This is a genomic window from Azospirillum sp. UENF 112521, from assembly GCF_058780665.1.
Genome location: NZ_JBSNCI010000004.1, coordinates 891755 through 904451 on the forward strand (window position 1 = coordinate 891755; position 12697 = coordinate 904451).

Below are 12697 nucleotides of genomic sequence, written 5' to 3' on the forward strand. Positions count from 1 at the left end.
CTATGGCTGTTGTCTGATGGCAGGGCCTAACGGCCTTGCCGGACCGGCCGCCCGGCCGATATGACCGGCCGAAGCGCTTGCATCACCGGGGCAATCTCAAGAAAAGACGATCATGACCGACGACACTTCCGACAACGCCCGTTCCGGCCGTACCCCCGGCACCGCCGACGAATTCGACCGCCGCGACGCCCTGCGCGCGGTGGCCGCCGTGGTGCGCGGCGACGGGATCGAGGTGGATGCCGACAGCACCCCGGCGCGCTGGACGGTCGCGGTCAACCATGTCGTCCAGATCCCCGGCACCGACCGCAAGCTCAAGTTGCGATTCAAGGTGGCGCTCGGGCCCCTTCCGGACATCGAGGCCGACCTGTGGGGGCTGCTGACCATCGAGGAGGGGTTCGGCCGGCCGCAGGCCAAGGCGCTGGGCAAGCGGGTGAAGGGCGCGTGCCTGTCCTCGCCCGCCATTGCCAAGGCGAAGGACCGCGTCGACGGCTGGGTCGCCTCGATGGCGCAGCGGGCGGCCGGCTTCGGCGACTCCTGGCGGCCCAAGGGCTTCGCCGACGAACTGGGCCGCGTCGTCGGCTTCGGCGGCCGGATCCCGCGTTTGCAGACCCTGCTCGATGCGATGGAGGAGGCCTTCTCCACCGCAGCATCCCGTGCCGGCTTGAAGGTGCGGCGGGAGCGGCTGGAGAACGCGTCCGGCATGGGCGTCTATCTCGACAGCTTCGCCACCGCCCGTGCGATGATCCGCAAGCTGCGGCTGTTCGTCGGCCCGACCAACTCGGGCAAGACCCACGCGGCGATGGACCGGCTGGCCGAGGCGGAAAGCGGCTGCTATCTCGCCCCGCTGCGTCTGCTGGCGCTGGAAGGGCAGGAGGCGTTGGAGACGCGCGGCCGGCCGTGCAGCCTCGTCACCGGCGAGGAGCGCGACGTGCGGCCGGGCGCCGCCTTCACCTCTTCCACCATCGAGATGGTGAACACCAGCAAGGTCTGGGGTGCCTGCGTCATCGACGAGATCCAGATGATCGGCGATCCCGACCGCGGCTGGGCCTGGACCCAGGCGGTGGCCGGCGTGGCGGCGCCGGAAATCCTGATGACCGGCTCGGCCGATGCCATTCCCTACGTCAAGCGTCTGGCCGACGCGATGGGCGAGGAGTTGGAGGTCGTCGAGTTCACCCGCAAGTCGCCGCTGCGCGTCCAGGAGGAGCGGGTGAAGCTGGAGGAGGTGAAGTCCGGCGACGCGCTGATCGCCTTCTCGCGCAAGGACGTGATGGCTCTGCGCCACGACCTGCTGGGGCGCAACCACAATGTCGCGGTGATCTACGGCGCCCTGTCGCCGGAAGTCCGCCGGGCCGAGGCGCGCCGCTTCCGCGAGGGCACCGCCGACGTGCTGGTGGCGACCGATGCCATCGGCATGGGGCTGAACCTGCCGGTCGCCCGCGTCGTGCTGTCCACCACCCGCAAATATGACGGGCGCGAGGAACGCGAGCTGACCGCGTCGGAGATCCGCCAGATCGGCGGCCGGGCCGGCCGCTTCGGCCTGCGCGAGGAAGGCCGCGTCGCCGTGCTGGACGGCGAGAGCATCAACCCGGTGCGCCGGGCCCTGACCTCGCCGCCGGTGCCGCCGGAAGATCCGCGCTCGTGGATTTCGCCCAACCTCAGCCATGTCGAGGCCATCGCGCGCGAACTGGACACCGACAGCCTCGCCAAGGTGCTGCGCACCGCCGGTCAGGAGCTGCTGCGCGCCAACCAGACCTTCCGCATGACCGACCTGGAGCAGCGCATCCAGGCTGCAACAGCGGTGGACCGCGCCAAGCTGCCGCTGGCCCAGCGCGACATGCTGGCCCGCTGTCCCATCGACACCCGCGACCAGAACAACCTGCGCCTTCTGGGCGGCTGGGCGGTCAACCAGGGCAGGGGCATCCCCAACGCCGCCCCCGACGCCGCCGAGCGGTTCCGGCACAGCGTCGGCACCGATGTGGAGCTGGAGAAGGCCGAGCGCGCGGTTAAGGAACTGACCGCCTACGCCTGGCTCGCCTACCGCTTCCCCGACGCCTATCCCGAGATGGATTTGTGCCAGGAGCGCCGCGCGCACCTGAACGCCTTCATCGAGCGGACGCTCGCCGAGCGCTCGCTCGCCCGCGCCTGCCCGGTCTGCGGCACGCGGCTGAAGGCCAACCACCGCTTCCGTGTCTGCGACAACTGCTACAGCAGCCGTGTCGACGAGCGCCGCGGCGGCCGGCGCGGTCCGCCGGAGCGGGGCAATGGCGAGAAGCCGGCGCACCAGCACCATTTCCACCATCCGGTGGCGAAGGAGGGTGCCCCGGCCGGTCGCGCTCCAGGCCGGAGTGGCCCCCGCAGCGGCCCCCCTGCTGGTCGAGGCCCGAAGCGGCGTGGCGTGACGCCATAAAAGCACTCCTGTCTCTCTCCAGCCTCGGGAAAGAGACAGTCACGCCGCCGCGCTATCCCGCTTCGTTCCCTCGCGCTTCGGCCAGCCGATCTCCTCGACCGTGCCGTTCTCGCCCAGGAAATAGCGGCGAAGCGGCGTCAGGTCGGCGCCCAGTTCATAGACCAGCGGGCGGCTGGTCGGGATCTCGAACAGCGGGATGTCCTGGTCGTTGACATTGTCCAGATGCTTGACCAGTCCGCGCAGGCTGTTGCCATGGGCCGAGACCAGCACCCGGGCACCCAGCCGCAGCGCCGGAGCGATCTCGTCGCGCCAGAAGGGGATGACGCGCTCGGTGGTGTCCTTCAGGCTCTCGCCGCGCGGCAGGTTCGCCTTGGCGAGGCCGGCGTAGCGGCGGTCGGTAACGGCTGACCGCGGGTCGTCCGGCTCGATGGCCGGCGGCGGCACGTCCCAACTTCGCCGCCACTGGAACACCTGCTCGGCCCCGTGGCGCTCCGCCGTCTCCGCCTTGTTCAGCCCTTGCAGCGCGCCGTAATGCCGCTCGTTCAGGCGCCAGTGCTTGTGCACCGGCAGCCACAAGCGGTCCATGTCGCGCAGGACGAGGTGCAGCGTCTCGATTGCCCGGCTCAGCACCGAGGTAAAGGCGATGTCCACGTCGATGCCGGCCGCTTTCAGCAATTCGGCAGCCTTGCGGGTCTCTGCGATGCCGCGCTCGGTCAGCCCGACGTCGGTCCAGCCGGTGAAGCGGTCTTCGGCATTCCACACGCTCTGGCCATGGCGCAACAGAATCAGGCGGTGCATGGCGGCTCTCCCTTCCAACTTCGGCGCTCGATCGCCGGGCATATGAAAGGTGAAACAGGGCTGTAACCGGCTCGGTTCCCGCGACAAAACGGCACAGCATCGGGCGATTCCGGATCGGCGACGGGCAGCTTGCGGTTTCAATCCGATTTCATGATTGCTTCCACAGACACCAATTATGTCAGCGGCGAAATCGTGGCGACATACGCGAACAATAATCCCGCGGTACGGTCATCTCATTCGAACACGCCGGCCTCGCCGGCCACAGCGGAAGGGAAGGGCCGATGACGCAACCGAACACGGAATCGCAGACTTCAGCCGGCACCGCGGGCCTGCGGGGCGCAACGCTGAACCATTCCGATTATCGCCCCAGCAACCTGACAACCTTGCGTACCGAGGCCACGATGCTGCATCATCATGACGTCATCTCCAGAGCCGTTTCGACCGACCGCGAGATCACTCTGGAGGCGCTTCGTGTGTTCACCTATCTGAGCCGGAGGCTCCATTTCGATCGCTCCGTTCCGGTGCTCCAGTCCGAACTGGCTGATGCGCTGGGCATGCAGCGGCCCAATGTGAACCGGGCCATCAAGCTGCTGGAAACCAAGCAGATCCTTCTGCGGGAATCCAAACTGGGGGGCGCGATCACGTTCCGGCTCAATCCGGGACTGGAGGGCGGCCGGGCGTGAGTGTTTGGTCAGGGATGGAATGATCGTCGAGACACGTGAACTGTTCTTCACCAATTCCGCCCTGAAGAAAGCCCTCGCCTGGTACCAGAAGGCTCCGAACCAGACGGATTTGCCGCTGGGCGTCGTCACCATGGTGACGCCGACGTCCGATGGCGGCCTGTCGGTCCAAATCCAGCAAAGCGGCGCCTCCAGGTCGCGGGAGGTCGTCTTCACCCCCAGCAAGACGCTGGCGCTGCTTCTGCTGTTCTGCCGCCGCCAGAAAGTCCCGATCCCCCGCGATGCCGGCAAGGAGATCGAGGCGGCGGATGATGGGCTGATTCTCATCGTACGTGGCGAGACGCAGACGTCCGCCCCTCCTCCCTGATCTGACCGCCCCGTTCCTGTGACGCCGCCGCGCCTCCCGCGCGGGCGGCCCATTTGCGTTTCCGGCGCCGGAAATGCATCCGGCAAGAATGGTGGCGCACTTAATCTAAAGTAGCGAACAAACCCACAATTGCGGTCGGAAGGCTTCATCGTTCCGTTCAATTCGACCTGACCTAATGGGCAGGTGATTACGATGTTTGTCATAGTCGCCAAGACTGATCGCGGGACATTTCTTCCTGTGATATTGTTCCTCTGGCTAATGGGGCTAAGCTTTAGTTCCACACCGTCAACCGAACGGGGAACTGCGGGTTGATTCGTCATTCAAACATTCGGAAAAGTTGAAACTTACTCTTGGCTGTTTCGCCCAACTCGATTGTATCGCAGTCGCTGGCGACCCGGTCGCTCTTCCGTCACCCGCCCAGTTCCGCCACCGCCCAGGATTGCCCGCCGATGACCGTCCCCCACCAGTCGCCGACGCTTTGGAAGGAGCTTCGGCATTGTCTGCCGCTGCTCCAGCCAATGCCCGTGTGACCGGGCCGATGTCATCGCCGCAGATGCCTCCGCCTTCCCTGTCGTTGGCCGGCCCCGGCCGTCTCGCCCCCTCTCCACGGATGCTGGTCGCCTTCCTGTGCGCGCTGTTGGCGCTGCTGGGGACGGCCTCCTGGGCCACCGTCACCGCGCTCGACTATCGTGACACGCTCGATCGAGCCGAGAAGGACGCACGGGAAGCGGCCGCCCTGTTCGACAGCCATGCGCGCGGCGTGCTGGAGGCCAGTGTCGGCCTGCTGGAGCAGGTCGCCGGCCGGATGGACGGACGTGGCCTGGCCTCCTGGGGACAGCGCACATTGCCCGAGGCGATGGCTGTGGAGCGCAACGGCCGGGTCACGCTGCTCAGTGCCGACGGAACGGCGCTGTACGGTCCCACCATCGCTTTCGCCGAGCCGGAAACCAGCGACGGCCTGTCGCTTCTGGTCCGCCCCTTATCGCCGGAGGAGGAACGTCGGATTCTGCCGGCCTTCGGGCATGTGGCAGGGCAGCCGGCCATTCTTCTCGCCCGCCGCATCCACACTGCGGCGGGCGTTTTCGACGGTGCGATCCTGGTCGCCGTACCGCTGGCGGCCCTGGATCCGGTGCTGAAGCCCTTCGACGCGAGCGCCCGCTCGGTCGGTCTGTACCGACCCGACGGCGTCCGCCTCGCCGGGTCGGGCGCCCCGTCGCTCGGCCCGCTGCCACGGCTTGACGCCGGAACCATCCGGGTCGATGCGCAATGGATGGTGAACGGCAAGCCGTCGATCCTCGGATTGAAGCGGATGGCCGGCCTGTCGATCCTGTCGGCGGTGACGATCCCGCGCACCAGCGTGCTGGAGCCCTGGTATGTCCGGATGGAACGCGGCCTTATCGTGGTTGTTGCCGGCGTCGCCGCACTGGCCGGCCTTTCCCTGCTCGGCGCCGCCAGCCTGCAGAGGGAGGCGCTGGCCCGTCAGGCCCTGACGGAGGCGAACGCCCAGCTCGAACAGGCCAATGTCCAGCTGGAGCAGCGGGTGGAGGAGCGCACAGCGGCCCTCAGCGCCCTCAACGTGAAGCTGAGCCGTGCGCTGGAGGAAAAGGAACGGGCAAATCAGGCCAAGGGCCGTTTCCTGTCGGCGGCCAATCATGATTTGCGTCAGCCTTTCCAGGCCTTGCGGCTTTTTCATCATATTCTGATGGAACGCCTCGCCAACACCCGCGACCATGCGATCGCCGAGAAGATGGGCGAGGCGCTGGACGCCGGCGAGAAGCTTCTGCATGCCCTGCTGGAGGTGGCGACGCTTGATGCCGGCGTGGTGCGGCCGCAGCTGGCCGACGTGCCGGTGTCGGCGGTGTTCGAGGATCTGCTGGCCGAATTCCGCGGCATGGCGGCGGAAAAGGGGCTGGTCCTGCGCGCGATGCCCACCCGGATGGTGATCCGCACCGACCGCACGCTGCTGACCCGCATGCTGGGCGATCTGGTGCGCAACGCCATCCGCTTCACCGACGAGGGGCGCGTCACCATCGGCTGCCGCCATCAGGGCAATCGTCAGGGCCGGTGGCTGCGCATCGAGGTGTGGGACACCGGAACCGGCATCCCGCCCGAACAGCTCGACAACATCTTCGAGGACTTCGTCCAGCTCGGCAATCCGGAGCGCGACCGCCGCCAGGGCCTCGGCCTCGGCCTCGCCAAGGTGCGCCGCAAGGCGGCTCTCCTGGCCCATGCGGTGGAGGTCCGGTCGCTCCAGGGCCGCGGTTCGGTCTTCGCGGTCAGCGTGCCGGTGGTCGGAACCGAACGGGCGCCGACCGCGGCGCCGGTGAAGGACGCCGATCCGGTGGTGGCGGGCGACCGGTTGATCCTGGTGGTGGAGGATGACCCGATCCAGCGCGATGCCGTGCGGCTGCTGCTGGAAAGCTGGGACTATCGCGTTGTCGTCGCGGACGAGGGCGAGACTGCGCTGGCACTGATCGGCGGGACCAGGCTCCAGGCCGGCTCCCCCAAGGCCGGTACCCCCAAATCCAGTTCCATGCCCGACATGCCCGACATGCCCGTTCCCGACCTCATCGTCAGCGATTTCCGCCTGCCGGGCCGGCTGACCGGCGTGCAGATGGTGGCGAAGGTGGGGGAGCGGCTGGGCCGTCCGGTGCCCGGCCTGATCCTGACCGGCGACACCGCGCCCGAACGCATCCGCGAGGCGGTCGCCACCGGCTGCCGGCTTCTGCACAAGCCGGTGTCGCCGGAGGATCTGCGCGGGGTCATCGCTTCCATCCTTTCGGAACGGGGCCGCCCGGCCGACGGCGGGGAAGCGGCCATGGAGAACGAGTCCGCAGCATGAGTTAACCCTTTCTGAAGCCGGCCTGCCGCACACTGGCGCCGGGAAAGGGAGTTCACGGGACCATGGTGCAGAATCGCGCGCTCAGGCGCTTCGACCAGGCGCAGCTCGATCAGGCGGTGCGCAAGCACGAGATGTTCCGCAACGCCCGTGTCGGCGGGGCGCGCGCCAATCTCTCCTTCTGCGATCTGTCCGGCCTGGATTTATCGGGGCGCGATCTGGCCCATGCCGATTTCGTCGGCGCCAGCCTGCGCGGCGCCGACCTGTCCGGTGCGCGGCTCGACTGCGCCTCCTTCTTCGTCGCCGACCTGCGGCAGGCCAATTTCGACGGCGCCAGCCTGATCAAGGCCGACCTGCGCGGCGCCTGCCTGCGTGGCGCCATCCTGGTCGGCGCCAACCTGTTCGAGGCGGATCTGCGCGACGGCTCCCTGGCCGAGAAGGACCGCTCCGGCCATCTGCACATGGTGCAGATCGAGTCCAGTCCGGCGGACGCCGACGGTGCCGATCTGTCCGGGGCCAACCTGACCAACGCCCGGATGTCGGGCATCATGGCGGTCCATACCGACTTCTCGGACGCGGTGATGCGCGGGTGCAAGCTGGTGCGGGCAACCATGCGCGGCGCCAATTTCACCGGCTCCAACCTGGAAGGGGCCGACCTGTCCGGTGCCGATCTGCGCGGCGCCTGTCTGCGCGGCGCGGTGCTGACCGGCGCCACCATGGTGATGGCCGACCTCACCGACGCCGACGTGGAAGAGGCGCTGACCGACAAGCCGGTCGGCCGGGTGGTGGCCGAACTGGGGCGATCCCTGGAAGACCTGCTGGCCGACCATATGACCTGGGTGGGGTCGAGCGGGGCGCAGGGCGCGATGCTCGACCTGTCCGGTTTCGACCTGCGCCATGCGCCGTCGCTGGCCCACATGTGCCTGACCATGCTGCGCGCGGCCGGGGCGACGCTCTACGGCCTGGACCTCTCCGGCGTGCAGATGCAGGCCGCGGTGCTGGACCGCGCCGACCTGCGCGGCGCCAAGCTGACGGACGGCGACCTGCGCGGCATCAGCCTGCGGAACGCCAAGCTGAACAATGCCGATCTGCGCAACGTCAACCTGCGCCCCCTGGTGTTCGACGAGCAGCGGTCCCGCCCGGCCGACCTGTCGGGAGCCAAGCTGCGTTATGCCGATCTCAGCGGCGCTTGCCTGCGGTCGGTCAATCTCGGCAATGCCGATCTGTCCTTCGCCAACCTGCGCGGCTGCGACCTCGCCAGGACCGATCTGACCGGCGCCAAGCTGTTCGGCGCCAAGCTGGAACGCCGTGCCCTGGACGAGGGGGTGATCCTGGACGGCGTCGCCGGGCTCAAGACTTAGGCGGCCGCCCGCGCCAGCTTCTGGGTCAGCCGGCGCAGTTCCAGGGCGGCCCGGTCGGCGATCCGCTGCGCCTCCACCAGCACGCCGGTGAGGTCGCCGACCTCCGGCGCGATCTCGGCCGCTGCATCGGACATCGCGTCCAGTTCGGCAGCGGCCTTTTCGATCAGCCCGGTCACGACGCCGGCGGCACCGGCGGTGGAGTCGAAGCCAGCCATCTCAGTTTCCCTTTTAAAAATATGGGTATTCGGAGTGTGTCGCAATCCGCCTCCTTGCGCAACGGCTTCTGCCGCGCTGCACCCATCGCCGATGGATTGCCGGGGGAAGTGCCCGCTTGCACGGCCTGCTGTGGCGGCGGTACACACGGGAAGGCTGCCTGGAGTGGAAGGGTCAAGACGATGCCGGGAACGGTTCCATCCGACCGCGTGACCGCGGCCGCCGCAGCACTGACGGTCTTTCTCACCGACCGGCAAATCGACGCCGGCAAGCTCAACCGCTTCACCGCGCTTTGCGACGAGATCCGCCGGGCCATGGAGTTCGACGGCCGGATGGAGCTTGCCGAACGGCTTGAGCGCGACACGCCGGTGAACGACACGATCCGGCTGCGTTCCGTGCTGTTCCATTTGACCGGCGATCTCTATCATCTGGAGCGCATCCTTCATTACCTGATCCTTGGCGGCGACAGCGCCGATCCGGCGGCGCTGCACTACACCCACTGGTGCATCTCGCGGCAGCTGTTCCTGGGAACCGCCAGCGGCGAGAAGATGGCGACCTTCGTCGCCTGCGACCTGTTCCGCTATTACACGGCGATGGTCAGGCAGATCGCGCGGCGCTGGGGGTTGACACCGGCGCGGGCGGCCTTTCGCGACGGGCCGATCCGCCGCGTCGCGGTGGTCACCAACCAGTTCACCAACCAGGGACACCAGCCGACCCGCGATTGTTTCGATTTCGCCGCCCGCATGCAGGACGATTTCGGGCTGGACGTCGCCATCATCAACGTCAACGGCATGCCCGCCAGGGTCGAGAATGTCTTCATCCCGCCGATGGTGGCAGAGGTCGCGGCCGATCTGGACGGCGTCTACGCATTGAAGATGTTCGGCCGGCAGGTGAAGGTCGCCTCCTTCACCGAACCGGCCTTCAGCCAGGACAAGCTGCGCGTCATCGTGGACGCCATCGACGGCTACGATCCGGATCTCATCGTCGCCTTCGGCGGAATCCAACATCGTCGCCGACCTGTACGCGGAGGCCGATGCCCGGCCGGTCGTCGCCATCCCCACGACCTCCAGCATCACCGTCTCGCTCGCCCACATCGTGCTGGGGTACGAGGAGAACGACCATACCCGCTCCATCCCGGCCCTCTACCGCGCGCCGTTCGCCCGCCGCTTCCGCCCCTTCACCTTCGGTTTCACGCCGCCGCCGTCCGACGGCAAGCGCGTCGAAACCGGCTTCCCCGACGACACCGTCCTCTTCGCGGTGGTCGGCACCCGTCTGGACCTGGAGGTGGGGGAGGACACTCTGGAGCTGTTCGACGAGATCCTGGAGCGCTGCCCGGACGGCGCTCTGGTCTTCGCCGGCGAAGTGAAGGAACTGCCGGGCCGCCTTGCCGCCTTGCGCAATCGGGACCGCATGCGCTGCCTCGGCCATGTCCCCGACATCCGCGCCTTCTATGCCCGCTGCCATGTCTTCCTCAATCCGCCGCGCCAGGGCGGCGGCGGCGGCGCCTCCTATGCCCTGGCGGAGGGGGTGCCGGTGATCAGCTATGGCTCGGGCGACGTCGCCAGCAATGCCGGCCCGGCGTTCTGCGTGCCCGACCGCGACGCCTATCTGGCGCGTGCCGTGGCGCTCGCCACCGATGCCGAGGCCCTCGCCGAGGCCAAGCTTGCGGCCAAGGCGCGCTTCGTCGAGATCGGCGACCGCACCCGCTGTGTCGAACGGCTGCTCGCCTATGGCGAGGAGGCGCGGGCCCTGCTGCGCGGCGGACCGGCCACCGGAAATTAACCTTCCTTCATGATTTCGTGAAAGACTGGGTCCGTCAGACCGATCCGATTGGAATACCTGCCCGTGTCGAATGCCGCTCCAGGCCATGCCAACGGCCGTCTCCCCAGCCGACCGCCGATGTCCATCGCGGGGCGCCCGATTGGGCAGGGTCATCCGCCCTACCTGATCGCGGAGATGTCGGGGAACCACAATGGCGACCTCGGCCGTGCCCTGGCGCTGGTGGACGCGGCGAAGGAGGCGGGGGCCGACGCGGTCAAGCTGCAGACCTACACCGCCGACACCATCACCATCGCCCATGACGGTCCCGGCTTCCGGCTGGAGGGCGGGCTCTGGGACGGACGCACCCTGCACGACCTCTACCGCGAGGCGCACACCCCGTGGGATTGGCATGCGCCCCTGTTCGAGCGGGCGCGGTCGCTCGGGCTGACCATCTTCAGCTCTCCCTTCGACGAGACCGCCATCGAACTGCTGGAGGATCTCGACGCCCCGGCCTTCAAGATCGCCTCCTTCGAGGTGATCGACCTTCCCCTGATCCGCCGCGCCGCACGGTCCGGCAAGCCGCTGATCATCTCCACCGGCCTTGCAACGCTGGGCGAGATCGAGGAGGCGGTGGCCGCAGCGGGCGATGTCCCGCTCGCCCTGCTGCACTGCGTCAGCGGCTATCCCACCCCTCCGGAGGATTGCAACCTCCGGACCATCGCTCACCTGGCCGAGGCTTTCGGCGGCGTCACCGCCGGCCTGTCCGACCACAGCCAGGGCATCGCCGTGCCGGTCGCCGCCGCGGTCATGGGTGCGACGGTGATCGAGAAGCACTTCACCCTGTCGCGCGCCGACGGCGGTGTCGACAGCGCCTTTTCGCTGGAGCCGGCGGAATTCAGGGCGATGGCCGACGCCGTGCGCACGGCGACCGCCGCCATGGGCCGCGTCGATTACGGGGTGAAGCCCAGCGAGGCCGGCGGTCGCGACTATCGCCGTTCCCTCTATGTCGTTGCCGACGTCGAGGCGGGGGAGCCGCTGACCGCCGCCAATGTCCGCTCCATCCGCCCCGGCTTCGGGATGGCGCCCAGGCATCTGCCCGACGTGCTGGGCCGCCGCGCCGTCCGCCGCCTGCACCGGGGAGAGCCGCTGGGCTGGGACATGCTGGCACCTCCAGGGGAGGGGCCGCATGGCTAAGACCCCGAGCAAGCAGAGGACCGTCGCCATCTCGCAGGCGCGCATGACCTCGACCCGGCTGCCGGGCAAGGTGCTGATGCCGGCCGCCGGCCGCCCGCTGCTGGCCCATCATCTGGAGCGGCTGTCCCGCGCTCCCGGCCTGGATGCGGTGGTGCTGGCGACGACGGTGAATGCCGCCGACGACCCGGTGGTGGAGTGTGCGCAGGGACTTGGCGTCACCGTCTTCCGCGGCGACGAGCAGGATGTGCTGGGCCGCTTCGCCGGTGCCGCCGCATCGGCCGAAGCCGATCTGGTCGTGCGCGTCACCGCCGACTGTCCGCTGATCGACCCGGCGCTGGTCGGCCGCCTGATCGCCGCCTTCCAGGACGGCCAGCCGCTGGACTATCTGTCGATCGACAGCACGCGCTATCCGCGCGGTCTGGACGCCGAGATCTTTCCGCGCCGTCTGCTGGACGAGGCAGCGGCGAACGCCACCGACCCGGTGGAGCGGGAGCATGTCACCCCCTACCTCTACCGCCGCCCCGACCGGTTCCGGCTGGGGACGGCGCTGGTGCCCGACCTGCCGCTGGACAGCGATCTGGAAGGCCAGCGCTGGTGCGTGGACGAACCCGCCGACTACGAGCTGGTGCGCCGCCTGCTGGAGGCGCTCCTGCCGGCCAACCCCGTCTTCGGCTGGCAGGATTGTTGCAAAACTCTTCGTGACCACCCCGATTGGGTGGACATCAACCGCTCGGTCCGGCAAAAGTCGCTGCACTGACCCGGTCTCGGTTCGACCAAGGAGAAAAACTGATGGATCGCAACGAATTCCTGCTCGCTCTTGACGAGATGCTCGAACTGGATCCCGGTACGCTGAGCGGCGAGGAGGCCCTGGAATCGCTGGAGGCCTGGGATTCGCTGGCGGTCATCAGCTTCATCGCGCTGGTGGACGAGAAGACCGGCGTCGTGGTCGAAGGCGAGAAGCTGGCCAAGGCCAAGACGGTGGGCGATCTGCTGGCCCTGGCGGGTGCGCCGGTCACGGCCTGAGCGGTGCCCATTCCCCGGCCTGTCTCAGCCCGCCCCGTTTCGGCCGGTCCTGTA

At 68.3% G+C, this 12697-nt stretch carries 11 protein-coding genes; 9 read left to right on the forward strand and 2 right to left on the reverse strand.

Translation table 11 applies throughout. The features are described 5' to 3' along the window. Positions 1 to 112 precede the first annotated feature (112 nt). Positions 113 to 2407, forward strand: coding sequence for a helicase-related protein (locus ACWPN8_RS24485; RefSeq protein WP_109445367.1), 2295 nt, complete (start codon positions 113 to 115; stop codon positions 2405 to 2407). A gap of 39 nt (positions 2408 to 2446) precedes the next feature. Here the strand turns inward: ACWPN8_RS24485 and gpmA are convergent, their stop codons facing one another. After that, entirely contained in the window at positions 2447 to 3205 is a 759-nt protein-coding gene (gpmA, locus tag ACWPN8_RS24490) for a 2,3-diphosphoglycerate-dependent phosphoglycerate mutase (RefSeq protein ID WP_492242593.1), read from the reverse strand. 281 nt (positions 3206 to 3486) lie between these two features. On the opposite strand from gpmA, the gene ACWPN8_RS24495 reads away from it, so the two are divergent. The 4 genes from ACWPN8_RS24495 to ACWPN8_RS24510 all read left to right on the forward strand — a co-directional run bounded on the left by ACWPN8_RS24495 (position 3487) and on the right by ACWPN8_RS24510 (position 8452). Further along, positions 3487 to 3888 carry a MarR family transcriptional regulator gene (locus ACWPN8_RS24495; protein WP_492242594.1) on the forward strand — a complete coding sequence of 134 codons (402 nt, stop codon included), beginning with the start codon at positions 3487 to 3489 and terminating at the stop codon, positions 3886 to 3888. A gap of 19 nt (positions 3889 to 3907) precedes the next feature. Continuing rightward, the gene (locus tag ACWPN8_RS24500; RefSeq protein WP_109445364.1) at positions 3908 to 4252 is read left to right on the forward strand and encodes a hypothetical protein; all 345 of its coding nucleotides are present in this window, start codon (positions 3908 to 3910) and stop codon (positions 4250 to 4252) included. A gap of 553 nt (positions 4253 to 4805) precedes the next feature. Beyond that, a complete protein-coding gene (locus ACWPN8_RS24505; RefSeq protein WP_492242595.1) occupies positions 4806 to 7094 on the forward strand; it encodes an ATP-binding response regulator in 2289 nt (762 codons plus the stop codon). Positions 7095 to 7156: 62 nt separating this feature from the next. After that, on the forward strand, positions 7157 to 8452 hold the full coding sequence (locus ACWPN8_RS24510; RefSeq protein ID WP_109445362.1) for a pentapeptide repeat-containing protein: 1296 nt from the start codon (positions 7157 to 7159) through the stop codon (positions 8450 to 8452). Here ACWPN8_RS24510 and ACWPN8_RS24515 read toward each other — a convergent pair. Then, the gene (locus tag ACWPN8_RS24515; protein WP_492242596.1) at positions 8449 to 9738 is read right to left on the reverse strand and encodes a hypothetical protein; all 1290 of its coding nucleotides are present in this window, start codon (positions 9736 to 9738) and stop codon (positions 8449 to 8451) included. The two genes, ACWPN8_RS24510 and ACWPN8_RS24515, sit on opposite strands and share 4 nt — an antisense overlap. Before the next feature lie 22 nt (positions 9739 to 9760). Here ACWPN8_RS24515 and ACWPN8_RS24520 point away from each other — a divergent pair, with 22 nt between their 5' ends. The 4 genes from ACWPN8_RS24520 (at position 9761) to ACWPN8_RS24535 (ending at position 12643) form a co-directional block, all read left to right on the forward strand. Continuing rightward, on the forward strand, positions 9761 to 10447 hold the full coding sequence (locus ACWPN8_RS24520; RefSeq protein WP_492242597.1) for a glycosyltransferase: 687 nt from the start codon (positions 9761 to 9763) through the stop codon (positions 10445 to 10447). A 117-nt stretch (positions 10448 to 10564) separates the two neighbouring features. Beyond that, positions 10565 to 11620 (forward strand): pseudaminic acid synthase, encoded by a 1056-nt coding sequence (pseI, locus tag ACWPN8_RS24525; RefSeq protein WP_492242598.1) that lies wholly within the window; start codon positions 10565 to 10567, stop codon positions 11618 to 11620. Then, a complete protein-coding gene (locus ACWPN8_RS24530; protein ID WP_492242599.1) occupies positions 11613 to 12377 on the forward strand; it encodes a cytidylyltransferase domain-containing protein in 765 nt (254 codons plus the stop codon). Before pseI ends, ACWPN8_RS24530 begins: the two co-directional genes overlap by 8 nt. A 32-nt stretch (positions 12378 to 12409) precedes the next feature. Continuing rightward, positions 12410 to 12643: a phosphopantetheine-binding protein gene (locus ACWPN8_RS24535; protein WP_492242600.1), complete on the forward strand. Its 234-nt coding sequence runs from the start codon at positions 12410 to 12412 to the stop codon at positions 12641 to 12643. Positions 12644 to 12697 lie beyond the last annotated feature (54 nt).